22 protein-coding genes, 1 tRNA gene and 9 pseudogenes are annotated in these 26,606 nt (G+C 39.4%); 23 read left to right on the forward strand and 9 right to left on the reverse strand.

The genetic code is table 11. The features are described from left to right. Window positions 1–362: 362 nt before the first annotated feature. The 18 genes from ACSLFW_RS08470 to ACSLFW_RS08555 all read left to right on the forward strand — a co-directional run bounded on the left by ACSLFW_RS08470 (window position 363) and on the right by ACSLFW_RS08555 (window position 14,586). Window positions 363–1,055, forward strand: a complete 693-nt coding sequence (locus ACSLFW_RS08470) for a S1/P1 nuclease (RefSeq protein WP_436555397.1) — start codon at window positions 363–365, stop codon at window positions 1,053–1,055. Between the two features lie 54 nt (window positions 1,056–1,109). Beyond that, complete coding sequence (locus ACSLFW_RS08475; RefSeq protein ID WP_436555398.1) at window positions 1,110–2,825, forward strand: phospholipase D-like domain-containing protein; 1,716 nt, start codon at window positions 1,110–1,112, stop codon at window positions 2,823–2,825. Next, window positions 2,822–3,355 carry a hypothetical protein gene (locus ACSLFW_RS08480; RefSeq protein WP_436555399.1) on the forward strand — a complete coding sequence of 178 codons (534 nt, stop codon included), beginning with the start codon at window positions 2,822–2,824 and terminating at the stop codon, window positions 3,353–3,355. The genes ACSLFW_RS08475 and ACSLFW_RS08480 overlap by 4 nt, the downstream gene beginning before the upstream one ends. Window position 3,356: 1 nt before the next feature. Continuing rightward, window positions 3,357–3,929, forward strand: coding sequence for a hypothetical protein (locus tag ACSLFW_RS08485; protein WP_436555400.1), 573 nt, complete (start codon window positions 3,357–3,359; stop codon window positions 3,927–3,929). Between the two features lie 13 nt (window positions 3,930–3,942). Beyond that, window positions 3,943–4,725 carry a hypothetical protein gene (locus ACSLFW_RS08490; protein WP_436555401.1) on the forward strand — a complete coding sequence of 261 codons (783 nt, stop codon included), beginning with the start codon at window positions 3,943–3,945 and terminating at the stop codon, window positions 4,723–4,725. Between the two features lie 733 nt (window positions 4,726–5,458). Next, a complete protein-coding gene (locus ACSLFW_RS08495) occupies window positions 5,459–6,424 on the forward strand; it encodes a CBASS oligonucleotide cyclase (protein ID WP_436555402.1) in 966 nt (321 codons plus the stop codon). Between the two features lie 5 nt (window positions 6,425–6,429). Beyond that, a complete protein-coding gene (locus ACSLFW_RS08500) occupies window positions 6,430–6,774 on the forward strand; it encodes a hypothetical protein (RefSeq protein ID WP_436555403.1) in 345 nt (114 codons plus the stop codon). Further along, window positions 6,758–6,943: a hypothetical protein gene (locus ACSLFW_RS08505; protein WP_436557406.1), complete on the forward strand. Its 186-nt coding sequence runs from the start codon at window positions 6,758–6,760 to the stop codon at window positions 6,941–6,943. Before ACSLFW_RS08500 ends, ACSLFW_RS08505 begins: the two co-directional genes overlap by 17 nt. Before the next feature lie 3 nt (window positions 6,944–6,946). Further along, window positions 6,947–7,882 (forward strand): AAA family ATPase, encoded by a 936-nt coding sequence (locus ACSLFW_RS08510; RefSeq protein WP_436555404.1) that lies wholly within the window; start codon window positions 6,947–6,949, stop codon window positions 7,880–7,882. A gap of 2 nt (window positions 7,883–7,884) precedes the next feature. Next, window positions 7,885–8,610 carry a DUF6602 domain-containing protein gene (locus tag ACSLFW_RS08515; RefSeq protein ID WP_436555405.1) on the forward strand — a complete coding sequence of 242 codons (726 nt, stop codon included), beginning with the start codon at window positions 7,885–7,887 and terminating at the stop codon, window positions 8,608–8,610. 18 nt (window positions 8,611–8,628) lie between these two features. After that, window positions 8,629–8,952: a hypothetical protein gene (locus tag ACSLFW_RS08520; RefSeq protein ID WP_436555406.1), complete on the forward strand. Its 324-nt coding sequence runs from the start codon at window positions 8,629–8,631 to the stop codon at window positions 8,950–8,952. Between the two features lie 282 nt (window positions 8,953–9,234). Further along, window positions 9,235–9,663, forward strand: a complete 429-nt coding sequence (locus ACSLFW_RS08525; RefSeq protein WP_436555407.1) for a tyrosine-type recombinase/integrase — start codon at window positions 9,235–9,237, stop codon at window positions 9,661–9,663. An 11-nt stretch (window positions 9,664–9,674) separates the two neighbouring features. Continuing rightward, a complete protein-coding gene (locus ACSLFW_RS08530) occupies window positions 9,675–10,364 on the forward strand; it encodes a tyrosine-type recombinase/integrase (protein WP_436557407.1) in 690 nt (229 codons plus the stop codon). A gap of 271 nt (window positions 10,365–10,635) precedes the next feature. Further along, entirely contained in the window at window positions 10,636–10,866 is a 231-nt protein-coding gene (locus tag ACSLFW_RS08535) for a helix-turn-helix transcriptional regulator (protein WP_436555408.1), read from the forward strand. 37 nt (window positions 10,867–10,903) lie between these two features. After that, a complete protein-coding gene (locus tag ACSLFW_RS08540) occupies window positions 10,904–11,815 on the forward strand; it encodes a toprim domain-containing protein (RefSeq protein WP_436555409.1) in 912 nt (303 codons plus the stop codon). Window positions 11,816–11,852: 37 nt separating this feature from the next. Further along, a complete protein-coding gene (locus ACSLFW_RS08545; RefSeq protein ID WP_436555410.1) occupies window positions 11,853–12,665 on the forward strand; it encodes a DNA adenine methylase in 813 nt (270 codons plus the stop codon). Window positions 12,666–12,667: 2 nt separating this feature from the next. Beyond that, window positions 12,668–13,141 (forward strand): JAB domain-containing protein, encoded by a 474-nt coding sequence (locus tag ACSLFW_RS08550; protein WP_436555411.1) that lies wholly within the window; start codon window positions 12,668–12,670, stop codon window positions 13,139–13,141. A gap of 113 nt (window positions 13,142–13,254) precedes the next feature. Continuing rightward, complete coding sequence (locus tag ACSLFW_RS08555) at window positions 13,255–14,586, forward strand: hypothetical protein (RefSeq protein WP_436555412.1); 1,332 nt, start codon at window positions 13,255–13,257, stop codon at window positions 14,584–14,586. Between the two features lie 91 nt (window positions 14,587–14,677). Here ACSLFW_RS08555 and ACSLFW_RS08560 read toward each other — a convergent pair. After that, window positions 14,678–14,751, reverse strand: a tRNA-Met gene (locus ACSLFW_RS08560). 151 nt (window positions 14,752–14,902) lie between these two features. On the opposite strand from ACSLFW_RS08560, the pseudogene ACSLFW_RS08565 reads away from it, so the two are divergent. Together ACSLFW_RS08565 and ACSLFW_RS08570 are read left to right on the forward strand one after the other, a co-directional pair. Continuing rightward, window positions 14,903–15,293 (forward strand): annotated as a pseudogene (locus tag ACSLFW_RS08565) (START-like domain-containing protein). 51 nt (window positions 15,294–15,344) lie between these two features. Then, window positions 15,345–16,182, forward strand: a pseudogene (locus ACSLFW_RS08570) (aminotransferase class IV). On the opposite strand, the pseudogene ACSLFW_RS08575 reads toward ACSLFW_RS08570, so the two are convergent. From ACSLFW_RS08575 to ACSLFW_RS08600, 6 genes and pseudogenes are all read right to left on the reverse strand, one after another. After that, a pseudogene (locus ACSLFW_RS08575) lies at window positions 16,179–16,740 on the reverse strand (YqgE/AlgH family protein). The pseudogenes ACSLFW_RS08570 and ACSLFW_RS08575 overlap by 4 nt on opposite strands. A gap of 120 nt (window positions 16,741–16,860) precedes the next feature. Continuing rightward, window positions 16,861–17,133, reverse strand: coding sequence for an HU family DNA-binding protein (locus tag ACSLFW_RS08580; RefSeq protein WP_436555413.1), 273 nt, complete (start codon window positions 17,131–17,133; stop codon window positions 16,861–16,863). A 177-nt stretch (window positions 17,134–17,310) separates the two neighbouring features. Next, window positions 17,311–18,257 (reverse strand): annotated as a pseudogene (gene fmt, locus ACSLFW_RS08585) (methionyl-tRNA formyltransferase). Continuing rightward, window positions 18,257–20,149: pseudogene (locus tag ACSLFW_RS08590) on the reverse strand (RecQ family ATP-dependent DNA helicase). The pseudogenes fmt and ACSLFW_RS08590 overlap by 1 nt, the downstream one beginning before the upstream one ends. Window positions 20,150–20,228: 79 nt before the next feature. Next, a pseudogene (locus ACSLFW_RS08595) lies at window positions 20,229–20,769 on the reverse strand (AAA family ATPase). A gap of 114 nt (window positions 20,770–20,883) precedes the next feature. Further along, window positions 20,884–21,042 carry a hypothetical protein gene (locus ACSLFW_RS08600; RefSeq protein ID WP_436555414.1) on the reverse strand — a complete coding sequence of 53 codons (159 nt, stop codon included), beginning with the start codon at window positions 21,040–21,042 and terminating at the stop codon, window positions 20,884–20,886. A 39-nt stretch (window positions 21,043–21,081) separates the two neighbouring features. On the opposite strand from ACSLFW_RS08600, the gene ACSLFW_RS08605 reads away from it, so the two are divergent. The 3 genes and pseudogenes from ACSLFW_RS08605 (at window position 21,082) to murA (ending at window position 23,454) form a co-directional block, all read left to right on the forward strand. Next, complete coding sequence (locus tag ACSLFW_RS08605; RefSeq protein WP_436555415.1) at window positions 21,082–21,366, forward strand: DUF493 family protein; 285 nt, start codon at window positions 21,082–21,084, stop codon at window positions 21,364–21,366. Between the two features lies 1 nt (window position 21,367). Next, a pseudogene (locus ACSLFW_RS08610) lies at window positions 21,368–22,083 on the forward strand (DUF4290 domain-containing protein). Window positions 22,084–22,139: 56 nt separating this feature from the next. Then, window positions 22,140–23,454 (forward strand): annotated as a pseudogene (gene murA / locus ACSLFW_RS08615) (UDP-N-acetylglucosamine 1-carboxyvinyltransferase). Between the two features lie 135 nt (window positions 23,455–23,589). On the opposite strand, the pseudogene ACSLFW_RS08620 reads toward murA, so the two are convergent. Together ACSLFW_RS08620 and aroQ are read right to left on the reverse strand one after the other, a co-directional pair. Then, window positions 23,590–26,122 (reverse strand): annotated as a pseudogene (locus tag ACSLFW_RS08620) (DUF5686 and carboxypeptidase regulatory-like domain-containing protein). Continuing rightward, a complete protein-coding gene (gene aroQ, locus ACSLFW_RS08625) occupies window positions 26,122–26,544 on the reverse strand; it encodes a type II 3-dehydroquinate dehydratase (protein ID WP_436555416.1) in 423 nt (140 codons plus the stop codon). Before aroQ ends, ACSLFW_RS08620 begins: the two are co-directional and overlap by 1 nt. Window positions 26,545–26,606 lie beyond the last annotated feature (62 nt).

Below are 26,606 nucleotides of genomic sequence, written 5' to 3' on the forward strand. Positions count from 1 at the left end.
ATTTTTTTAAATAACTAGAAGCGACTAGGTATAAACGGAGACTAATGAATAATTGGATTTTAATATAAAAAAATAATAACAATTTCAGACTATGTAATTTTTAAATTCACTAATCTGATTTATAAAATGAGATTTAAAAAATAAATATTCGCTAAAATTGAAAAACAGGTATTTCTACGTGCTTAAATATTGTTCTAGTTGATTAATTTTGAATTAGTTAAATGTGAAATATTTTCACGACGACTATATTCTACTAACCCTAAAACCTTATGTCATGAAGTACGCAATTATTTTACTGATGCTATTACCGAACTTAAATTCAACTTCAAAAGCTCAGCCTTCGGGAACCAAAAGGTCACGGTATGGTCGCCGAAGTCGCATTCAATTATTTAGATGAAACTACTAAGAAAAACGTTTTAGAATACCTTGGAGATGTTTCGATTGAAGATGCAGCTAATTGGATGGACAAGATTAAAAGCAATCACACATATGATTACATGAAGCCCTATCATTATGCAGATTTTGCTAAAGGAACTCCAGCCTCCGAAACGAATGAAAAAAACATTATCAAAATCTTAAAGACTATACTTAAAGATTTTGAACACAAAGAGAGAATGACCAAAGAAAATATTAAAATAGAGTTAATGATGCTCTTTCATTTAATAGGAGATTTACACCAACCCCTACATGTAGGATATAGCGGTGACCATGGTGGAAACGACATAAAAGCAGACTTTTTCGGAAAGAAAACTAATCTACATGCAGTATGGGACTCGGAAATTATATCAAAAAAGGGAATAAGACTCGATGCAATTTTAAGCGGAAACACATATAGTCCGAATGAAGTTTCAGATATTCAAAAAATTGATGTTGTAGCCTGGGCTAATGATTCAAGAAAAAACTTAGATGCAATTGTCTATGACTACAAACTTAAAGGAACAGAAGCCAACATTAATCAGGCATACATAGACAAAGCTGCCCCGCTGGTTGAAAAACAGGTATTAAAGGGAGGCTTACGACTTGCTGCGATTCTTAAATTATACTTTTCGAATTAGTATAATTATAATGTCGTTTTCAAATTAACATGACTTTATATTAAAACTGACTTTATGAGCATCGCAAATAATTTCGAGGCATATGGAACTAATGCCGCGGCGCCTTTTAAGCTTAAGCTTTATAGAGGAGAAAATATGGTTCTCCTTGCAATGAATTGGAATGCTACCACGCCACCATTGAATTTTGTTGGCTTTGCCATTGAATATTGTGAGCCAGGAAGTTCAGTTTTTTATCCTCTAAAAAATCGGCTGTCCTTTTTGGCAAATGATGGTTCAGTCAATCCAAACATCTACTCATCAAAACAATCGCCGATTCAAAAATTCCGATGGGCGCATTTCCCTTATCACCCTGAAAAAGTAGGTTTGTATACTTATCGGGTAACCGACGTCTACATGGATGATCACGGTGTGTTAGGTTACGGAGAATCACAGCTTGCACAAATTGCGCTTGGCGATGAAACTTATTCAGGTCTATTAAACATTGCTTTTACCAGAGGTTTTGTAGCATCACAGGCCTTTGCAGACCGATTTAATAAAGATGGGAAATCAGGAAATATACTGCCTACAAGAGGTAAAGACCCTCTAAAATATATATCGCCGAACCTTTTGCAAAAAGACGCGTTGGAGTGGATGGGCTATGAAGCCCGTCAAGTAATCAACGAGATGCTGCAAGAGGCGTTGAATGATACTCACGCCGAAGTGCGAGTGGCTGCATATGATTTGGATTTACCTGAAATGGTGAATGTACTCGAGCAATTTGGCTCAAGATTAAAAATTATAATAGATACCTCTGATAAGCATGGGAAACCGACTTCAGCCGAGAGTCATGCGGCAGCCCGGCTCGTCACTTCAGGAGCTCATGTGCAGCGTCAGAAAGCAGGCGGATTACAGCATAGTAAATTTATCGCAGTTAAGGGGGTTAAAAATGTAGTGCTCGGTGGTTCTACAAATTTTTCGTGGCGTGGTTTTTTTGTGCAGAACAATAATGCTATAATAGTCAACGGAGCCGCACCGGTAGATATTTTCTTCAAGGCGTTTGATGATCTTTGGAATTCACCTGATGATAAAAATGCTTTTTCTGCGACTGACAGTGCGGATTGGAAATCGTTAGATATTCAAGGTATTGATGGGAAAGTTACATTCTCTCCTCATAATGCCACAAATGCCTGCTTAGATTTAATTGCTGAAGATATTTTAAAAACTAAATCAAGTCTGATGTTCTCTTTGGCTTTCCTTTATCAAACCGAAAGGCCAATAAAAAAGTCAATCGTTAATATAACGTCTCAAAATGATCGATTTGTCTATGGTATCTCTGACAAAGGTGTAGACGGACTTGATATTAAGAAACCAGACGCAAATGCGCCCGTCGCCTATCCCGCAACCTTATTGAAAAATGTGCCTCAACCATTTAAAAAGGAAGTTTCAGGAGGTGGCGGTATCAGGATGCACCATAAATTTGTGGTAATTGATTTTGATACGGAAGATGCGCGTGTATATACAGGTTCGTACAACTTTTCAAATGCGGCAGACCGCGATAATGCAGAAAATTTATGGGTTTTCCGTGACCGAAAAATTGCCGTGTCGTATATGATTCAGGCCGTTACAATGTTTGATCATTATGAATGGCGCGACAGTCGGCAAAAAGCGTTAGATAGAGGAGAGGGTAAACTTTACCTGAAGCCTGCCGCACCGACGGCCGAACAAAGTTGGTGGTACAAGGATTATAACGAATCGCAACGGATTAAAGATAGAAAATTGTTTTGTAAATGAATAAGCTAACGCGTAACGAACAATTGCTGCTGGGTGTAGTAATTGTTTATAATTTGACTTTATTTATTTTTTCAAGTCTTTGGATTTTTACAGGTTCTTTCCCAAGCCTTAAAAGTACATTAGTCGATTTGACTGAATTACAGGTAAATGAGAAGGTTACTTATACAATGTTTTTTGCAGGTGCTCTTGGCGGAAGTTTTTATTGCCTGCGTGGTATTTACCAACATTTAGCAGACGCTGCAAAGCCAGAACCAACTGTAAGATTTGATATCATGACGTGGTTCTTCTGGTATCTTTTTCGACCATTGCAAAGCGGTGTCCTCGCATTGATTACGCTTTGCTTAGTCAAAAGCGATTTGATGAGTGGGCAGAAGCTAACGGGCGACAATTTAAAATCTTATTATACGCTCATAGCCGTCGGTTTTCTCGTCGGTGTCGGAACGCATCAGGTTATGCAGAAGATTGAAGAATTGATCTCTGTCCTTTTTGCTAAAGCACAATTAAAGGAAAAGAATCCTAAAGAAGATTAACATGCTACAGCAGTTTACAATTCATCCGATTGGACAAGGTTTGTTTTATTCCGGTTTCCTAGAGCTACGGGGCAGCCGATTTGATATGGTCTTCGATTGCGGTAGTAAAAATCCCAGTGATTTAAGCAGGGAAATCGAAAGATTTAGGTCAGAACGTGAAATTGTTACTTACGGCTTAGATTTGTTGGTCATTTCTCATTTTGATAATGATCATGTGAGCGGAATAGATGAACTATTACAAGGCGTCACCGTTCGTCGTCTAGTTATGCCCTTTCTGACTTTTGAACAAAGGCTTTATTTAATCGCGCGTACTTTACTTGTAAGTCGAGGTTACAGACCGTCACTTGATTTTACTTTGCGGTTAATGATTGACCCTATAGAAACTTTAAACGAATATCTTGATGGGGATTCAGAAGTATTTTTTGTTCAAGATGATCCCGATCCAATATTGCCCAGCGAAGAGGGCGATTTTGAAAGATCGGATTTTAATAAAGATAAAGAAAGAATCGATTTCGAATACGACGGAAAATTAATATTGGAACCGACAGGATTTATCAAACTTACGACTAAGTAAAACTGCAGCATCATTGTTTAAAGTTAAAGATAGTAGTAAAGGAAAGACGATTCAAAGTCATGATTACTTAATGGACTTCTTGTTTTACAAAAAGTCATTAGCGGCCAAACCGGATGAAGATGCTTTTTATAAAGAAGTTACCAAGCTGTTCCTTAAGAAATATGGACTAAGCGAGAAAAGTACATTAGATGAAATCTTGACTTGCATACGTGGGATCAGAAATGCCCCTCCTATACGTGAAATATTTAATAAAGCCAAATCTAAATACCTATCGCGTAATATTGTTGTAGATAATTTAAATATCACGGCACTTTGCTTATTGCACTTAAACAAACCCGCGCTGTGCCGAATGAGTGGTCACCCAGACTCTTGGTTTATGTGTAGAGTCGATAACATATATCATTTTAAGTCACACGCTAATACTCTTGTAAGTCATTCGTGGAAAGGCTATAGATATAGCGGTTATCATGGTGATTTAGATTATTTTGGATTTCCAAATGTGTTATTGACGTCAGACATAGCTTTGTTGAATCCAACTGATGTTTCAGTTTTTCGACTTAAGTATCAAAATTTCCTAGGGAAAAATTGGTTGACGCAAATTCCGCATCACGGATCACGCCATAACTCTGGCGAGGAATTTTTTAACCTTGTCCAACGTCCTTACAATGTCTTATTTGTTAATTATGGACTAAACAACGGATTTAAACATCCATCTCAAGATATAATGCCATGGATTCAAGATTTCTTAGTGCCAATCCATGAGCGTCAAGGAATGAGGTTTCATATCAGCCCTTAATCACCATGGCAATTCAAAACATCTTGCGAATCTCGTTTAACGATTAAAGAGATGGTTAAGAACGAGAAGGTGCAAGAAGAACTTTCCTACAGAAAGCCAAAGGTTATGCGATAGATTTATTAAAGTTAATTAGAGAAAAATTTGCTAAAGAGGCTAACAAAAACGATTAGTCTAAACTTAAGCGTAACAATAGCGTTATTATAAAATATAAAAAAGCATCTTATTTAAGCTGTTCCTAGGGACAGCTTTTTTTAGTTAGGGATATTAAATACGCCAAAGAATGTAATCTAAAAAGTAGAATTATAGATAGGTTAAAGCAATTGCGCAAAATTGTTAATTAAATTGTTTATAACTTACAAGAATAAATTATATTGTAAGAATTTAAACCTATAATTTTACCAGTCCCACCTAAGACTTCATAGGACTGATTGAAGAATCCACTTTGTTGAAAAGTGTAATTGTTAAAATGTTTATTACAAAAATAAAAAAACCGAAGCTAATGGAATTGAAGCTCCGGTCAGAAGGAATTAATGGTTGAGCCCCTTAAGATTCCTTCTGCAAAAGTATAAGAATTCTTCTTATTACCTAATTATTCCACATTTTTTTTCTGAGGAAATATTATTTCTTCATTTGGATTGTAGTTTAATGCGTACTCTGTGCGCTTTAAACTGTATCAAATTATTTATTATTAATTCCATTCAATGGTTACCATTGTTTGACAAAATTCATTTAAATGGCAAGAGAACATGTAGGGCATAACGAGATTGCCCAGTTTGCAAAAGACCGAGTCAACCTTCCGAAAGACAAGGCTGACGAATACCGTGCCCAAGCAGGTAGATTAAGAGAGAAATTAACCGGATATCTCGCAGAGCATCCTGACTTTACCTTGAAAAAAATGCTACTTTCAGGAAGTTTAGCAAAAGGAACTGCACTAAAATCGCTTAATGATATTGATGTAGCATGCTATATAAGTGGCTCAGATGTCCCAAAGGACATTAGCGCATTAATAGATTATCTGGCCGAAAAACTAAGAAAGGCTTTTCCGAATTTTACACCCGATCAGGTTCAGCCGAAAACCTATTGTGTGACGGTTAACTTTAAAGGATCAGGATTGGATGTGGATATCGTTCCGATATTATATAGTGGTGATCCTGATTGGTATGGAAATTTAGTAAGCCAGGAAGACGGTTCGTTTTTAGAGACATGTATTCCTAGGCATTTAGAATTTATCCGGAACCGTAAAAAGCTACAAGATACGCATTTTGCCCAAGTAATCAGGCTCGCTAAATATTGGGTAAGGCACATGAAATCTGAACGTAGCGGTTTCCGCTTCAAGTCTTTTATGGTGGAACTGGTGATGTGTAAACTGATTGATGAAGGGAAGGATTTCCGGGATTATCCGGAGGGCTTGCAGCACTTCTTTTCTTATCTCGCACAATCTGATTTGCGAGAGCTTATTTACTTTGAAGATTATTATTCAAAGTCAAAATTGCCGACGTTTAGCGAACCGGTAAAAGTTATTGATCCGGTCAATCCGAACAATAATGCGGCTAAATTGTACACTTCGGCACAAGCGGCAATGATTGCAGACGCTGCCCTTGATGCGGGCGATGCGATTGATGCAGCGCTCGCTGCGACTAATAAGGAGAAAACGGTTTACTACTGGCAAAAGGTTTTTGGTACAACATTTCAAATATAATTATCATGAGTTCAAGTTTTACAAATTCGAATACACAGACTTTCACAGTGACGCATGCGAGACACTTAGCGTCGAAAGTGGCAACAGATTTAAAAAGAATTCAAAGGTTCTACGGCTACCCATCCGATTCCAGTATTTCAGATTACGAAGGAGAATTAATCGAATACCTTAAAAATGGCTATCTTGAGAAAGTTACTTACGGCTTTCAAAAAGATGGCAAATGGATTGAGCCTTCTTTACAATATACTGCAAGAGACCTGCAAAACATGTATGGAGCAGATGACGACCAGGACGTATTAAAGCAGGCGCAAACATTTCCGGTGCATCATTTACATCTTTTTAACCCATAGCAGTAAATATTCTAATGTTTCACAAGATGAAAAAGACAAATTCAAAAGGACGCTTCCATTCCAAAGGGGAACTGGAACTGAGCCTGGTGTTACGGGTTACATGAGTACAGACAAAACATATTCATCAGGAGGCAGGGCTTTAGAGCGTGCAATCGTAAAATCTTATTAAGACATGGAAAATCATAAACCTTCATTCTCAGAATTATTCGAACAAACGATTACATATCCTGATGTCGATTATAAAAGTCGTTATGACCTGTTAGTTGGCCTTGACAATAAAAAAGTCAGGCTTGCAAAAATACTAGGCTTGCTAATAAATTCAGCTGCCATAAAGACTTGGACGCAGAAATATCATCCTGACGCAAACAATGTATTTAATGCTGTACTGCGCAGGCCGCCGCTTATTATTTTAGCAGGTGATGTTGGTGCTGGTAAGTCTGAATTGGCATATACAATTGGTGATGCCGTTGCGCGACAAGAAAAAATTGCCATTGAGCTATTGCCGCTAAGTTTATCAACCCGCGGTAAGGGGATGGTTGGCGAAATGACGCAATTAGTTTCAGCGGCTTTTGATTATACGGTTGAAAAAGCAAAAAAATTAAAGAACGATGATGCAAAGTCTAATGGCGCTGTTATTCTTTTGGTTGATGAAGCTGATGCCCTAGCGCAGTCCAGAGAAAATAGTCAAATGCACCATGAGGATAAAGCCGGCGTCAATGCTTTTATAAGAGGTATTGACAGCCTCGCTAATGGGAAATTTCCCGCTGCGGTGATTATGTGCACAAATCGTCCAGATTCCCTTGACCCTGCAATTAAAAGACGTGCTGCTGAGATATTTATTTTCGAACGACCAAATGTAGAGCAGAGAGCAGCAGTTCTAAATCAACCACTAAAAGAGTTAGGTCTTAACGAGGAGTCAATTGCTACAATAGTCGATCTCACAGGGGCAAAAGATGGACGAAAATATGGTGCAACATATTCGGATTTAATGCAGCGTCTAATACCGTCGATTGTACTGGATGCTTTCCCTGAAAAGGCAGTCACAGACGAAAGTGCTGTCAATATAGCTAAGTCACTTGTTCCAACACCACCATTTAACGAAAACTAATTATGTCAGACTGGTCATTATCAACTTTATTAGAGAGTCTCCATGATGAGATTCATCAGCAATTAGAAATAGCGCGAAAATCATTCTCGCATCCTGGAACAAAAGGAGACGTTAGTGAAACTATCTGGCTACAACTTTTTGAATCGTACTTGCCGAAAAGGTATCAAGTATGTAATGGTTTTGTGGTTGACAGCCAAGGAAACTTTAGCCAACAGATGGATGTGATTATTTTTGACAGGCAATATTCTCCTTTCATTTTCAATTATAAAAATGAGAAAATTGTTCCTGCTGAAAGTGTATATGCGGTCTTTGAAGCAAAGCAAACATTGACTGCAGAGTATATTAAGTATGCCAGCGATAAAGTAGCTTCAGTATCGTCATTAGTTCGTACAAGTCTGCCGATTCCACACGCAGGGGGAACATTTCCTGCAAAAGCACCACATCATATTATAGGTGGCATCTTAACATTTGAGTGCGATTGGAAACCGGCATTTGGCAATCCATTAAAAACCGCTCTTAGCGCTGCAACAAACATAAATATGGGATGCGTGGCGGCACATGGTTTTTTTTATCAGGAATCCATGCCAACAAATTCATATCAATTTGCTTCAGGAGGTAAACCTGCTACGTCGTTTCTTTTTAAACTCATTTCTGAATTGCAGTTTAGAGGTACGGTTCCGATGATCGATGTTTTGGCATATTCAAAATGGTTAAATCAAATTTCTTAAATAACAAAAGTAAAACAAATGAATTATTTTTTTATATCAGGTTTTTGGACTGATACACACGGTGTAGTGACTGATTATGCTGTTCATGAAGCAAGACTAAATAATGGGGGTGGATACTCATTTTGGGAGGCGAAAAAGACTTCCAAAGCTAATACATTTTCGCTTGTGTCAAATGAATTAAATAACGTAAAAACCTTAGTTTGGAATTATTCTGGGACAGGATGGATTCCAGGATCTGAAATTCATGTAGTAAATGATACGCCAAAGTATCTTAGAACAAACCATGATGGTTCTGTAAGGGATAATTTATTACATTTAATTAATTATAACGGGATATTTTAGTTGCTTAAGGAGTATGTTTCTGGGGGCAAATTTGGGGGCACTAACAATTCTAAGAATTTAAATTATATTTTAATTCAATTACTTAAGTAGATGAAATGACCGCCACCGTCTCCGCCACAATTCCCTTGATAAGCATTCTCAATCATTAATAAAACCCGAAAAAACTTGCAAAATCAGGCTTTTTCGGGTTTTATTCATTTACGCCCATTCGTCTTAAAAAACTTAAATTCACCGTTTTTGGGGGCGATTATGGGGGCAACAACCTGAACATGGGGGCATTGAATGAGCCTGTCTGACACGACCTGTAAAAGCGCAAAACCAAAAGAGAAGCCATACAAGCTTGCCGACTCCGGTGGTCTTTATCTTGAAATTATGCCAAATGGCTCAAAGCTGTGGCGGGTCAAGTACCGCTACCTGAAAAAAGAAAAACGCTTATCCCTTGGCGCTTACCCATTGACGACTTTGGCAGAAGCCCGAAACGGGCGCGATGCCGCAAAGATAAAGCTCAAACAGAATATCGACCCTTCCGATGCACGTCGTGACGGGCGTAAGCAGGCCGAACGTGATGCTGCCAATAGTTTCATCCCCATGGCGCTTGAATGGCACGCAAAGCAAAAAGGACGCCTTAGTGAGCGCTATCATGCCGAAGTATTGCATAATTTGGAAAAGACGTATTTCCCTTTATCGGAACTCGACCCATATCCAAACTGAAGGCACCTGACATTTTAGAGGTGCTGACCAAAATAGAAAATCGGGGTGCTTATGATATTGCAAGGCGCATTAGGAATTTATGCAGTCAGGTATTCCAATATGGAGTGAATGCAGGCAAATGCGAATATAATCCTGCAAGGGATTTACAAGGAGCGTTGACTGCCCGCAAGCGAAAGCATTTTGCGGCTTTGGAACCAAGCGAAATCCCCGATTTATTGATGGCATTGGATAAGAACGATGCCCGTCTGTTTGCCCTGACACGCCGGGCCATAAAATTATCGATGCTGACCTTTGTCCGGCCAGGTGAAATCCGTCAAGCCGTCTGGGACGAATTCGATTTGGAAAATAAGGAATGGCTGATACCGGCTGAACGGATGAAATCCAGAAAGGCTCATATCGTTCCTCTTTCTAAACAATCAATAAATGTCTTGAAAGAACAGAAAGAAGAAACAGGTCATTTTAAATCTGGCTATGTATTTCCAGGCCAAAATAACCAGTCAAGACCTATGAGCGAAAACACTGTCTGTGTTGCGCTTGTAAAGTTGGGGTTTCAGGGGAGAATGACCGCGCACGGTTTCCGCGCCCTTGCCCGAACGACTATCAGGGAGAAACTGGATTACGCGCCCGATGTGATTGAGATGCAATTAGCCCATAAACCGGCAGGCCGCTGGGTGCAGCTTATGACCGTTCCCAGTTTTTAAAGAAGCGTCAGGAAATGATGCAGGAATGGGCTGATTATTTGGATAGAGTGTTAGTCGAAGAAAAGAAAAAGCGCAGTTAATGCGCTTTTTTGAATACAAATAGTCATTTCTTTATCCATTCAACTAACAGTTGATTACAAAATTTTACAGTCATTAAAATTCGTTAATGAAAAACAAGAAATCATTGGATTTTTAAATTCCGAGCTATATAAATCTCCGTCGCGATGCTGTGACAATGCAATCAAAAGTTGATAAGGAGAACCATGTATAGATGCCTGACACTTCAAGTGATATCCTTGAGCAATCTCCCCTCCAGACTAAAAAGAATGACCGGCTCATGAATCGAAAGCTTGCCGCCAGATATATTGGCGTTTCCAGCGGCTCTATGTCCGTCTGGGACTGTACCAAGAAATATGACTTCAAGCCTGTGAAGATCGGCGGTCGTGTCTATTATTGGCAATCCGTACTGGATGCCTGGCTCTCAGAACAATTGACTCCCTAAAGCTTAAAAAAAATTAAACCCAAAATGAAGGTGTCCTATGAACATAGAACAAGCCAACGCCATACCTATGCCTGAAATCTTGCAAAAACTTGGATTTGTGCCGGAAGAGCAAAAGGGTAGCGAACTTGCATACAAATCACCGTTTCGTCAGGAAAAGACTGCCAGCTTCAAAGTGAACACTTTCAGAAATGTTTGGTATGACCACGGAGAAACGGCAAAGCGAGGCGGCAAAGCTTTCGACTTTGTACTCGCTTGGCTGAAACATACCGGTGAAGACGATAAGCCCAAAGACGGACTTCGCTGGTGTGAAAATATGGGATTTGCACCAAGCCATGTCAGAATCGAAGAACCAAGCGATCCGTCAAAAGGCTTTACCTTGAAAAAAGTCTCAGAGATTCACAGCAAGGGGCTTGAGCATTATTTGACCTCGCGGGGAATTTCAATGGAAATCGCCAAGCGGTACCTGAAGGAAGCACGGATATTCAACGGCAATACAGGAAAGACATTTTACGCTTTAAGCCTTGAAAATGTTGATGAGGGACACGAATTGCGCAATGCGGCTTTCAAGGGCTGTATCGGCTCAAAAAGCCTCTCATTCTTTCGCGCCGCAAAAAACCCGGCAACTGAAATACACGTCTTCGAAGGAGCATTTGATTTCTTGTCTGCCGTCGAGAATGCGAAGGACAAAGAGCTCAAAGGCGATGCCATTATCCTCAATACCGTCAATCGTCTGGAGCAAGCCATCACCTACATCAAAACCAATCCTTATAAAAAATTGAACTCATGGATGGATAATGATACGGCAGGGAAAAAGGCAGAGGAACGACTCAAAAGCATTGCCCAGGAATGCAACCTTGCCTTTCAGCGCAAGAACAAGACCTATGCTCCTCACAAAGATGTCAATGCCTGGCACATGCACAAACTAAAACTAGACCCGAAATCGGAATAACGCAAAACAGAAAGGTAAAAGCATGCAATTTAAAAAAATGGAAGTGAAGCCGGTGAAACCACCCGCGCCCTGGTTGGGTGGCAAAAGCAGGCTTGCGCCAACGATTTTGTCCATCATCGACGAAATTGACCATAAATGTTACGCAGAGCCTTTTGTAGGCATGGGCGGAATCTTTCTACGAAGATCGAACAAATCCAAGGCTGAAGTTATCAACGATTACAATCAAGATGTTATTAACCTTTTCCGCATACTGCAAAAGCACATCAATTGTCTTCTCGATATGTTTCAATGGCAATTGACAAGTCGTGCTGAATTTCAGCGGTTAACAAATACCAATCCTAAACTGCTTACCGACATTGAACGCGCGGCGAGGTTTCTGTACATCCTAAAAGCAAGCTTCGGCGGTATGGGTCGTAGTTTTGGTGTCGACAGCTCTGCGTCTGCAAGATTCAACATCGTAAAACTACGCGCAACGCTTGCCGAACTGCACGAAAGACTTACAGGGGTTTCAATTGAATGTCTGCATTATGCCGATTTCATCGAAAAGTATGACAAGAAATATACATTGTTCTACTTAGACCCGCCCTACTATGGGCATGAAAACGACTACGGCAAGAATATGTTTGACAAGGCAGACTTTGACCGTCTTGCAGCAATTCTTAGAGGAATTGAGGGTAAATTCATTCTCTCATTAAACGATGTCAAACCTGTCCATGAAATCTTCAAGGACTTTGCCATCGAAAAGGTAAAGACGACTTATACCGTCGCAAGAAATGGCAACGCAAAGGCAAACGAAGTTATCATCCACAATCTCTCCTCCAACCTGAAACCCAAAATCAAAGGAAAGTAAAAATGGTGTCACACAATATGGACTTCACAAAAAAAGTTGCAGAAGTGGAATTGGTTTACAAAAGCGATTTACAGCTTACGGATCGACCAAAAATCAAATCTTCAATCGATGCCTACGAGATTTTCTATGAAAGCTGGGATATGAATAAAATAGAGATGCAGGAGCAATTCAGCATCATGCTCTTGGATAATGCGAATACTTGCCTATGTGTTTCTACAATAGCAACAGGCAGCATTAATTCGTGTATGGTTGATTTGCGTTTAGCTTTCGCTGCCGCATTGAAAGCCCGGGCGACAAGTATGATACTGGCGCATAATCATCCTTCAGGAAATACGACATTCAGTGACAACGATAAATGGTTGACACGAAAGTTTGCAGAAGCTGGTAAGATTCTTGACATTAAAATCCTTGACCACATTCTTATAACAAATAGTCGACATGCATCACTGGCTGATGAGGGGTTGATGCCAAGTTAAGACAACGCTAATTTATGGTCTGCGAATTTTCGCAGACCATAAATCAGGTATTTATACTCTATGGACGGCAGATAAAAGTTTTTATATTTGACTGAACCTTAAACTTATACATCATGAAAAAAATAATAATATTGGCCGTTATTTTTGCGTTCCCTAAAATTACAGTTGCTCAAACCCAGGAAGAGATACGATCTAGGTTAAATATCCTTAAATCTATTTTGCAAGCTGAAATTAATCAGCGTGATCCGTATAGCCCGGGCTTTCAAAAGCCTAACGATAATGCATCTTTTGCAGAAGTTTTCAAAAGAGTTTTTAGTACGGTTGTATTAGGGAAGACGGATGCAATAGCAAATGGATCTGCGTTTTCTTATTCGCAAGATAATAACAAAGGGATTTTTAGTATTAATGGTACAGCTTTAATCAATGAAAATACATTATTTGACGGTGGAGTAAGTTTAAAAAGTAAAGATAATAATTACACATACTACCAGAAAGGGAAATGGTCGAATGATATAACTTTAAAAGCAGGTGTGGCTTTAAGAATAACTGCTAAGAAGGGATATTGGGATAATGAAAATGCTTCGGAAGCTAATAAGTTACGAGCTGAATATTTTAAAAAAGAGTATGAGAAATATAAACAATTATTAAATGAGGATAGTGGCGTAACATTGGACGAAACACAATTAAAGGCTTTAAACGACGAACTTAGCAATGTCTTTCAACTTTTAACAAAAATTAAAAGCGGCTATGGCAAGACCGACGATCCGGCGAGAGCATATCATGGATATAATATTCAGTGGTTGAACTTAGCTTTAAGTTATAACAATAGTTCATTTGCGATTTTAAATGATTCAATAATGTTAGATGACATCCATAAAAAATATAGTTCTGTTTCCAAAGGTTCAATAGATGTTAACTGGAATTGGCATTTAAAGGGTATTATTTTTAAAGGTCGCTTAAAAAACTTTTCTATTCTCCAGATTTACGGACGATTTAATCGTATGAGTATTCTTGATAATGTTGATTTAGTTGATAAAAAGATAAAAGTTTCAACTATACCTGGAGAGAACAACTATTCGTTATACTATACTGAAAATAGCGCGGTTAAACACTTTGCTAAGTATTCTGATATTCATGCACCGGTACTTACAGTTGACTATGGCCTATATTTTGCTGATCTTTTTGCTTTTGATCAAAAATTCGGGCTCAATACTAAGATAAACTTTACAACTGCCTATGGCGATAATGAATATAATTTTGAAAGAAATTACTCAATACTATTTGGCCCGATTATTCGCCTAGCAAAAGACAAACTCTTTAGTGCCGCTACGTTTACAATTAATGGCGGTTTTGAAAATGCAAAGTATAGTGAAAATGCTTGGAATAAATTTGTTGTCAAAGTTTCAGCGGCGATTCCATTTAATGTTTTTGAAAAATCTAAGTAGTATTTTTCATCGTAGCTTTAATGTTGTACCTATGTTGTACCCAATCAAAAAAGGCTCTCAGAATATCTCTGAAAGCCTTTATTTTTACTTGTAGCGAGGACGGGAGTTGAACCCGTGACCTCAGGGTTATGAATCCTGCGCTCTAACCGACTGAGCTACCTCGCCAAATTTCGGTTATATGCGTTCTTGAACGCGGGTGCAAATATAAAACTAAATTCATAGGCTGCAAATTAATCCTGAGAAAAAATTTTATTTTTCAAAATGCTTTTTTATTGAATATTATTCTATATATTTCCAAAAAATTAACCAAATCGCAATGGAAGTTAAAGTAAAATATGAATTAGAATTTCCGATAAATTCTTCCCCCAACTCTTATATCAGTATATATCAACGCCTTCAGGTCTTTCTGAATGGTTTGCAGATAATGTCAATTCACGGGGCGAATATTTTACTTTCATCTGGAATGATTCCGAAGAAAAAGCACGTGTCGCTTCTAAAAAAACCGGCGAGAAGATTAAATTCCGCTGGATCGACTTCAATAATGCCGATACCGACTATTTTTTCGAACTCAGAATCCTCGAAGACGAAATCACAAAAGATGTTTCTTTAATGGTAATCGATTATGCGCCGAAGACGAACTCGACGAAGCCGCACAGCTTTGGGAAAACCAGATTTCCGACCTGAAACATGTCATCGGTTCCGTATAAAATTTATTTATTCGACTTATATTTGCCCTGAATTCAACAGGGCTTTTTTTTATGATCAATTTTAACGGAACGATTTCGGCAGACGAAAATATATTGACAAACAACCGCGCTTTCCTTTATGGCGACGGCGTTTTCGAAACCTTAAAAATAGTCGATGGCAAAATCCTCTTTTTCGAAGATCACTATTTCCGGTTGATGTCGTCGATGCGGATTGTCAGGATGGAAATCCCTATGACCTTTACGATGGAATTCCTCGAAGAACAAATCCTGTCACTTGCTAAATCTGTCAATCTTACCGCTTCTTCGCGTATCCGTTTTACAGTTTACAGAAACGACGGCGGATTCTATCTTCCCGAAACCAACAAAATTTCCTACCTTATTAATATAGCTGAATTACCCGATCAACTGTACCACTTCGAAACCGGAAATTACGAAGTCGATTTGTACAAAGATTTCTATGTAACCAGACAATTATTGTCCTCAATAAAATCAACCAACAAAATCATCAACATCACCGGAAGTATTTTCGCAAAAGAAAATGATCTGCAAAATTGCCTTCTGATCAACGACAGCAAAAACGTCATCGAAGCCCTGAATGGCAATTTATTCATGTTAATTGGAAATAAGCTCATAACGCCACCGCTAAGTGAAGGTTGTCTCAACGGCATCATGAGAAAGCAAATGCTAACGCTTGCGCGAAAGTTAGAAAGGCTTTGAGGTAGTTGAAGAAATCATTTCGCCATTCGACCTTCAAAAAGCTGACGAGTTGTTTATTACCAATGTCATCAAAGGAATACAGCCAATCACGAAATACCGCAAAAAAGAATTCGGCACGAAATTGTCTGAAGAATTACTGCAAAAGTTAAATACTTTGGTAAGATTGGGTTAATTCAGAATCGGATTCTCCGGCGCATTCGACCAAATCACATAATCACCACCCAATTCCATAATTTTTTCTTTCCAGAAATGGGTTGTCGATTTTCCGATGATCCGGTTTTCATAAGAATTTTTAGTGATGATCCAGGAATTGGAGTTCATCTCATTTTCAAGCTGTTCCGCCGCCCAACCGGTATAGCCTAAAAAGAAACGGATATTGTTTTTTCCGATTTCGCCCTGATTGATCAGATCTTTAGTCGATTCAAAATCACCGCCCCAATAAATGCCGTTGGAAATTTCAATGCTGTCAGGAATCAGTTCAGGAATATTGTGGATGAAATAAAGATTGTCCTGCTCAACAGGCCCAGCCATTGTAGATTTTAAATCGAGCGGAAATTTCAGGAATCAGGTCGTTGATAGTATACTTCAATGGTTTGTTAATGATAAATCCTACAGAGCCTTCTTCGTTGTGGTCGGCTAATAAAATCACAGACCGGTTGAATGAAAGGTCGCCAATTATCGAAGGTTCTGCTATTAACAGGTTGCCTTTTTTAAGTTTGTCTGTTATCATTTTCCTGAAATTTTAATAAATTTAACGAAATAAATTTTAACGACCTAACATTTTGTGTCGTTTTAGGCAAAAAAAAAGTCTCCGGCTAGGGAGACTTTGATTTTATATCAGCTAAATAAATTAGTTCATTCCGCCTTCTAATTCAGCTCCAGCTTTAAATTTAACTACTTTTTTAGCAGCAATTTTAATTGTAGCACCAGTCTGTGGATTTCTTCCGTCTCTTGCAGCTCTGTCAGATACAGACCAAGATCCGAAACCTACCAAAGATACTCTTCCTCCTTTTTTCAAAGTAGCACCTACATTGTTTAAAAATGACTCTAAAGCTAGTTTTGCAGCCGCTTTTGAAATTCCTGAATCTGCAGCAATAGCATCGATTAATTCTGATTTGTTCATAATAATAGTTATTAATTGTTGGTTAAACATTACGTTAATATAACAAATTTAGGAGGAATTCCTTACTGCGCAAGCGTTTTCGACGCTTTTTGTATTTTTTGTTGATAACTTGAATTATTTGTTGATAAAGTAAGTTGGATTTTATGAATTTGCGCTCAAATCAGTAATGACGCAGGGTTAAGAAACATTAGCGCCTTCAGAAAATTGAATTCCGTTCAGCAATTCGGCAGTTGTCATTTTTTTCTTTCCCGGAAATTGAAGCGAAAGGATTTGCATGAATCCGTCTTTCACAGCAATTTTCATTTCCTTTTTAGTGGTGATCATTTTTCCTGGAGTTTCATCCTGATTTTCTGAAGTGAATTTTGCCTCATAAATCTTCACATTCCATTCCTGCCCATTATCATTGAAAAAGCACCAGGCCGCAGGATAAGGTGAAAGCCCGCGAATTAAATTGTGTATCTCCTTTCCCGGTTTTGTCCAGTCGATTTTGCAATTGTCGCGGTTAAGTTTGTAAGCGGTTTTGATGTCGGCTGAATCTTTCTGAATTGTCGTATCGACATTTCCGTTTGCAATCAGATCCAGCGTTTCAACCACGGTTTTGCTGCCCAATTCCATCAACCTGTCGTGTAATCCGCCTGCATTTTCATCTTCCGAAACCGGAATTTCCGCACTCAAAATCATCGCGCCCGTATCGATTTTATCATCAATAAAAAAGTCGTCACGCCGGTTTTGGTTTCACCGTTAATAATCGCCCAGTTGATTGGTGCCGCGCCGCGATAATTCGGCAACAATGAAGCGTGAAGATTAAAAGTTCCGAATTTGGGCATTTCCCAAACCGCTTTCGGCAACATTCGGAATGCAACTACGACTTGCAAATTGGCATTCAACGCTTTCAACTCAGATAAAAATCCTTCGTCTTTTAAATTCGTCGGCTGCAATAATTTCAGATTGTTTTCTAATGCATATTCCTTCACTGCAGAATATTTGATTTTTTGGCCGCGACCCGCAGGTTTGTCCGCTGCCGTAATGACGCCAACGACTTCGTAATTATTTTTGATGATCGTATTAAGGATTCCGACTGCAAATTCAGGCGTTCCCATAAAAACTATGCGTAATTTTTCCATTAAGATTTGATGCTGTATTGGTTATTAGGTTTGACGAAAACCGCGTCGTCTTCGAGCAATTGTTTGAGCGCAAAGATAACATCATCCGACGTATGCCGCGTAATATTTTGTATCTGCCGCGAATTATAATTGCCGGTTTTCAATAATTGTAAAATATCAAAAGCAATTGTTTTTTTGTCGGAAGCCGCTTTATTTAATGTAATACAATAAGAACATATCCCGCAATTTTCTTTTTGACTTTCCCGAAATAAGCCAGAATGAGTTTGCTTTTACACGTTTTTTTGTCTTCGATATAATGTAAAACCGATCGAAGCTGCGATTTTTTCAAATCGTTTTGTTTCTCCAGATATTTGGAAACGCGGTTGATGGTGCGTTCGTCTTCGCGTACTTCGTTGAAAGCCAAAGTAGCGTCGTTACTTTTGGTATTGTATTCAATGATGGCGCGTTCCTGTAATTTCTGTAAAACCGCTGCGACTTTTGTTTCCGATGCCCCGGATTTTTTGGCGATGAGCGAAAGATTTAATGCTGAAGGTGATTCGTAAATCCCGGAATAAGTGCGCAGAATCGCCAGGATTATCGTTTCGTCATCAGGATTCAGGCTGATATAACGAATCACTTCTTTCGATTCGATGATGAATTGAACGGTGACTTTTTCTGAAAATTCCTGTGATAAAGTCAAAATTCCCTGTCGGTCTAAAAACTGGATGGCATTAAAAGTCTTCAAAACCGGAAATTGGTACTGCGCGCAGAATTGATTCAGATTGAATGAAAACTGCTCATCAATGCCTTCTCCGTAAGCAATCTGAAAATAATTGCAAAGTTTCACATAAACGTTCGTGAGAAAATTTTTATCCGGCAAAATTGAAATAAACTGGCTTTCTGCCATCATCACATCGGACGAATTGGTGAGCAAAACCGCAAAAGCTTTCTCGCCATTTCTTCCGGCGCGACCGGCTTCTTGATAATAATTTTCGAGGTTTTCGGGCAATTGGATGTGGATTACAGTTTTGACGTTGGCTTTATCGATACCCATTCCGAAAGCGTTTGTGGCAACAATGACCTGAACTTTTCTTGCATCCAGAGTGCCATATTCTTTTCTTTTTCTTTGGAATGTAAGCCGCCGTGATAGTAAGTCGCTGAAAATCCGAGCGAATTCAATTGCGAAGCGACATCAAAACAGGATTTGCGGTTGCGCACATAAATAATCGATGGCTGCTGATTTTTCTTTAAAATCTGCTCGATTTTGTGCAGTTTGTCTTCAGTTTCAAAAACCATGTAGGCAAGATTTTCACGCGCAAATGATTTTGTGAAAACAACAGTATTTTCAAGCTTTAACTGCGCAATGATATCTTCCTGAACACGATTTGTCGCCGAAGCAGTCAAAGCCAGAAACGGCACTTTCGGAAACGCAGTTTTAAGATTGGCGATTTTGAGGTAAGCCGGACGAAAATCATGGCCCATTGTGACACGCAATGCGCTTCGTCTATTGCAATCAAATTGATCGGTAAAGTTTTTAATCGATCAAAAATCCAGTCGGATTGCAATCGTTCAGGCGATAAATACAGGAATTTGTAATTCCCGAATTGACAGTTGTCAAGCAGTTCAATGATCTCATCTGAATTGATGCCGCCGGTTAAGGCAATTCCTTTAATGTCAATTTTCTGCAAATTAGCCACTTGGTCTTTCATCAAAGCGACCAACGGAGAAATCACAAGGCAAATCCCGTCTTTCATCATCGCAGGCACCTGAAAACAGATTGATTTTCCGCCGCCGGTTGGCATCAAAGCGAAAGTATCGCGCCCGCTTAAAACAGAATCGATGATTTCCTGTTGCGGCGAACGGAATTGCTCGTGCTTCCAGTATTTTTGGAGAATGCTTAGTGCTTCTGACATTCAATTGCAGATTTTAGATTTTAGATTTTAGATTTCGATTCCAGATGGCAATCTAAAATCTAAAATCTGAACTCTGAAATCATTTCTTAAGTTCGTCTAATATAAAAAGAATCCTGTTATCCACCGAATCTTTGGGCACCGGAATCAGGTTATAGCCATAATTCCCGTAAGTTTCGGTAAGATGGTTGTAGATGAGTTTTGCCTGTTCGTAATTCTCGTAACGGGCATCATCGCTGGTATAAATTTCTTCCCAGGGTGGAAGGATGAAGATTTTTGTATAAATATTTTCGCGGCAGGCGTTGTCGAAGTGCGCCGGATAACTGTCGCCGATATAGTGCATATAAGCCAGGACATCAGGAATGCCACGATCTAAGAATACGACGTCATGCGGTTCGCTTGTCGCATTGACAAACTGTCTCTTTCGGCCATTCAAGCAATAATTCGCTGAACAAAAGCGGGTTTTCGAGAAATAATTGCTCGATGCCCTGTTTTTTGGCTTCCATTGTGACTTCGCGCGAGATTTCGGGATAGCAGCAATAACCTTTTGCTGTCAGTCCGTCGATGATGGTGGTTTTTCCGGTTCCGGGACCGCCGATGATGACTACGATTTCTTTTGGCACTTTTTGAAAATAAAGGCGCAAAGATAATTGTTAGAATTGAGATATTGGTACTGAAAAGCGAAAAAGCAGACGGCAGACCGCAGATTTCAGGCTCAGTTTGTGTGTTAAAGTTGTTTAACGAGATGATGTCCCAGCCCCGATAGCAACGGCTATCCTTTTTCTTGCTTCTTTAGCAAGAAAAAGATAGTAGCTGATAGCGGGAATAGCTTCAAAAATAAAATAATGAAGAAAAGTTATAGAAAATCCTGAAATCTGCCATCTGAAATCTGCCATCTGAAATCTTTCCTCTATATTTGCGTTTATTTGATTAGAATGGACAAAAAGACCGAAGAATTTTACGTCAGGCTGAAAGAGGAATTAAGTACTACATCTGAATGGCCGTCTGAATATTTATACAAATTTATCGTACCGACAGACAAGCAGAAAATTATTGAAGTGGAAGACGCTTTCGATAATTTGGGCGCGGTGATCAAAACAAGCCAGTCTAAAACCGGCAAATACACCAGCGTTTCGGTGAATGTGAGGATGGAAAGTCCGGAAGCGGTGATTGAAAAATACATTGCCTTGTCAAACATCGAAGGCATAATCTCATTATAAAATGACAGAAAAATATATCAAGGAGAACGCGAACGACGTGGTTTACCAACTGGAATACAATGCGGAACGATCGCATTTGATTATTCCGGAATACGGCCGTCATTTGCAAAAACTGATCAATCAGGCGACTGAGATTGAAGACCGCGAAACGCGTAATAAAGCGGCAAAATATATCATCCAGGTGATGGGAAGCCTGAATCCGCATTTGCGTGATGTGCCGGATTTCCAACATAAGTTGTGGGACCATCTTTTATCATGTCTGATTTCAGGCTCGATGCTGATTCGCCATATCCGATTCCGTCGCGGGAAGTTTTGCAATTGAAACCGGATCCGCTCGAATATCCGCAGCGCATGCCGAAGTACCGATTTTATGGCAACAATATCAAGTATATGATTGATGTGGCGAACAAATGGGAGGAAGGTGAGCTCAAAAGTGCTTTGGTGAAAGTTATCGCCAACCACATGAAAAAATCATACCTGAGCTGGAACAAGGATACGGTGAAAGACGATGTGATTTTTGAACATTTGTATGAGCTTTCAGGAGGCAAACTTAACCTTACGGGAAGTGAGGAAGAATTGCTCAATACGACAGATTTGATGCGTACCAATAAACGCATGACGAATAAAATTCTTCCGAATAACGGTGGTCAGAAGCCTAAAATCATCAAGAATAAGCAGAATAACCAGCATAAGAATCAAAACAGGAAACAACAATAAAGGATTTAGATTTTGTTCAATCTAAAATCTGTAATCTAAAATCTTAAATCAAAAAGATGGGAACTTTTAAAATTGAAGGCGGTGTTGCGCTGAAAGGAGAAATTACGCCGCAAGGCGCAAAAAACGAAGCGTTACAGATTTTATGTGCTGTTTTGCTTACGCCGGAGAAAATTACGATTAACAATATTCCGGAACATTATTGATGTCAATAAACTCATCACGCTTTTAAAGAATTTAGGCGTTAAGATTGAGAAAATCGGCAAAGGTTCTTATACTTTTCAATCGGATGAAGTGAATGTCGGTTATCTCGAAACCGAAGCTTTCAAGAAAGAAGGCGGTTCATTGAGAGGCTCGATCATGATTGTTGTGCCGCTTTTGGCGCGTTTTGGTAAAGGATATATTCCGAAACCGGGCGGTGACAAGATTGGAAGAAGGAGATTGGATACGCACTTTGAAGGTTTCATTAATCTCGGAGCGAAATTCCGCTACAACCGCGAAGACCATTTTTATGGCGTTGAAGCGACTGAAGGTTTAACGGGAACGGATATGTTATTAGACGAAGCGTCTGTAACCGGAACGGCAAATATCGTCATGGCAGCGGTTCTGGCAAAAGGAACTACAACGATCTACAATGCAGCTTGTGAGCCTTATCTGCAGCAATTATCAAAAATGCTGAATTCGATGGGTGCGAAAATCACCGGAGTAGGTTCGAATTTATTGAAAATCGAGGGCGTTGAAAAACTCGGCGGCTGCGAGCACAGGATTTTACCTGATATGATTGAAATCGGTTCATGGATTGGCCTTGCGGCGATGACAAGAAGCGAAATCACTATTAAAAATGTAAGCTGGGACAATTTGGGAATCATCCCGAATACATTCCGTAAACTTGGGATTACATTAGAAAGAAAAGGAGACGATATTTATATTCCTGCACACGCTGACGGTTATGAAGTGAAAACTGATATTGACGGTTCAATCCTTACCATTGCAGATGCGCCGTGGCCTGGTTTTACGCCGGATTTATTGAGTATCGTTCTGGTTGTGGCGACACAGGCCAAAGGCGATGTTTTAATCCACCAGAAAATGTTCGAAAGCCGTTTGTTCTTTACGGATAAACTCATTGATATGGGCGCAAAAATCATGTTGTGCGACCCGCACCGTGCGGTGGTTATCGGGCACGATTTCAAATCGCAGTTAAAAGCTACGACAATGTCATCACCGGATATCCGCGCAGGGATTTCGCTTCTGATTGCGGCACTTTCTGCAAAAGGAACGAGTACCATCCAGAACATTGAGCAGATTGACCGCGGGTATGAGGATATTGAAGCGCGTTTGCGTGCGATTGGCGCTAAGATTAGCCGTGAGGATTAATTAGCGAATTAGCGAATGTGAAAATTAGCGAATCGATATCAGCTTAAATATAAAAATCCCGTCTTGTTCAGAGACGGGATTTTCTTTTTATATCGGAGTGTAATTCGCTAATTCGCTAATAAACTCATTCGCTAATTATTCCAGAATATTCAAAAACTTCAACCCAAACACAACGCCATCACCGATATAACCATTTTGATAAGAACGCACATAATCAACGCGCAATACCTTGAATTTTCCGAAACCTAAATTGTCAAGACCTACTGTAAATTCGTTGTAAGGCTTGATTTCAGGTGTCATTAATCGGTGGAAGCCTAAAATTAAATTCGATTTCAGTAAATTTAGCAGTGGGATTTTGTTGATGATAAATCCACTGTCGTCATATTCAGAATGCAATTCAAAATAAGAATCATTCGTGCTGTAAGCATAATACGGCAAAAGATTGAATACGTTTAAATAACGGTCGCTTTGCCCGATATGCGTCTGGTTGCCGTTGAAATGTTTGTAGTCAATAAACGAAATGTTGTCGCCGTTGAAGAATTTCCCGCCTTTGAAATTGGCTGCAATATTTCCTTTATTGCCAATCGTTACATCATAATATACGCGTGCGCTGGCAACCTGAAATTCGTAATTCTTCTCACTCGCGGCAAATGAATTCTCGTAAGCTAAGAACAACGTTGGATATTTGCCGTTCCTGAAATTGACTTTTCCGTCAGGTCTGGAAATATATTTGTTGGCAAAATTTATCCTTGCGTTAAGTCCGGCCTTCATCATGTGGTGCGTGTCAAATGCCGGTAAATCTGAAAATGAATTCTGCGGGTTGTTTGACGTATAAGCGTCGTCGTCTTTTACGATAGATTGATCGGTGTTATTCACCAAAGGCTTTCTTTGTACATATTCGATTCTTCCTGTTAAGTTGACGCCATTCGCTACATTCTGGCTGTAGACAATCCGCGCAAATTCCTTGTTGTACAACTTCATATAATTGTCCTTGAAAAACAAAGTACTGACGCTGTTTACAATTTTACTGATCGGATTTTCAGGATTATACTGACTTACCGTACTGCCACCCGTAATATTCAGCATGGCATAATTCTGGTTGTTGAAACGGTGGAAATAATTCCCTAAAACGCGCAGCCTGTCTTCGGCAAATCCATAATTAAAAGTCGTGCTGATAGAAGTGTATTTCCCTTTGTCGTCTTCTTTCATTTTGGTGTATGAAAACCCCGAATCGAGGTTCCAGCCCTGAACCGTGTTAAAACTCAGCGACGTAAGTTTCATCAGTCCGTCGTAATTGAAATTGGTTCCCTCAAAGCTGTTCCTGTAATTATAACCCTTAATGATATCCAAAACTTTAAATTTGTTGTTTTTGCGGTCGACAGAATCAAGATAGGTTTTTGAAGAGCGAACCGTATGGATGCTGTCTTTGCGCACATAATCAACGCTTTCTTCTTCTGTTAGCGGAATCGGACGGTTGCTGTTCCAATAGGCGTCGTCTTTTTTATTGGAATTTTCCTCGAAACTCACAATTTCATTTGTGAAAGTCTTCTTCGGAAATTTGTCCTGAAATTCGTAATTGCTGTAGATGTACGAGAATTTTCCGCCGAATTTAATTCCGAAAGTCCTGCCGAAAATTCAATACTCTGCAAATTTTTCGCCCAGATGTTATTGTCTTTATTGTAACTGAAATTCTGCACCAACTGCAACTTATCCAGAAATTCCTGGTGCATCCTGCTTCCGGTCGTCTCTAAATCGACGGCATAAATCGCCCAGCTGTCCTCTACAATATAAATGTAGCCTTCGAAAACCGGCTCGGCATCGCGTTTGGCGGTAATCTTGATTTTATTGATCATCTGGTTGCTTTCGTCATTGAAAGTCCCTTCGAGTTTGTATTTGTAATAACCGAAAGCATTGTCGGCTAAAGGCGAAATCATGTTCATGCCGAGTTTCACCGTGTTGTCATAAAAATCAAAAGTCGTCGACATTGCGGTGTTGTAACTGAAGCCTTTGTCGTCGCCGCTCACTTTCGATGCGATAATTCTTTCCTTCAGGTTATTCGGTTTTTCGAACGTAATTTTCGAAACGGTTTCAGAGAGGTAAACGATTCCGGTTCCGGTAGAGTCGAGCATTCCATCCAAATCGCCAATTTCCTGCCCATGATTTTCTTCGGAACATCCTTCACCTTGAAAATGCCCCGCGAATAAAAATCTGCCGTAAATCTTCCGGTACGTTCAGAGTTTTCTTTTTTTGCTGCAATTGCCTTGCGGATAATGCCATCGGCCAGATTGACTTTTGAATTGATGACGACTTCCGATAGCGCCAGGTTTTCATCTGATAATTTTATATTTTGCGTGAATGGGAATTTGTCGATTTTCACGGTTACTTTTTTGGTCTTGTATCCCAAAGACTGGAACACAATCGTATAGCTGCCCGGCGTTTTAATGCTGAGTTCATATTGTCCTAAATCATTTGAAGAAGTGCCCGTATAAGTGTTCGCAATCATAACGCTTACAAGCGGTAGTGGTAAATTTTGCTCGTCGGTTATAGTTCCTTTGATTTGCGCCAATGCGGAAAAGCCCGAAGCGAGCAGTAAAAAAGTAATTAATTGTTTCATGGATGTATGGTTAGTTATGTAGAGAAGACGATTTAAAGCGGCAAATGGTTGCATCAGTCATTTTTTAAAAACGAAAGCAGCGCCAATTCATAACTCTGCAGGCCAAAGCCAATGATGATCCCTTTGGTATTTGGCGAAATAAAGGAATGGTGGCGAAAGGTTTCCCGCGCAAAAGTATTGGAAATATGCACTTCGATAACCGGAGTTGTAATCGCTTTTACCGCATCGCCGATGCCGACAGATGTGTGCGTATAAGCCGCAGCGTTGAGGATAATGCCGTCGAATGAAAAACCATATTGCTGAATTTTATCAATCAATTCGCCTTCAATATTACTTTGGAAATAAGTCAGTTCAGTTTGCGGGAATTTTTCCTGAAGCGAAGCAAAATAAGCCTCAAAATTCTGGTTTCCGTAGACTTCCGGTTCGCGTTTGCCCAACAGGTTCAGGTTTGGCCCGTTGATGATGATGATTTTCATTGTATGATTTTTCGTAAATGTAGAAAAAAAGAAGGTAAGAGTGTAAAGATTTTAGGCGGTAA

This window comes from Flavobacterium sp. 3HN19-14 (assembly GCF_051373205.1).
GTDB lineage: Bacteria > Bacteroidota > Bacteroidia > Flavobacteriales > Flavobacteriaceae > Flavobacterium.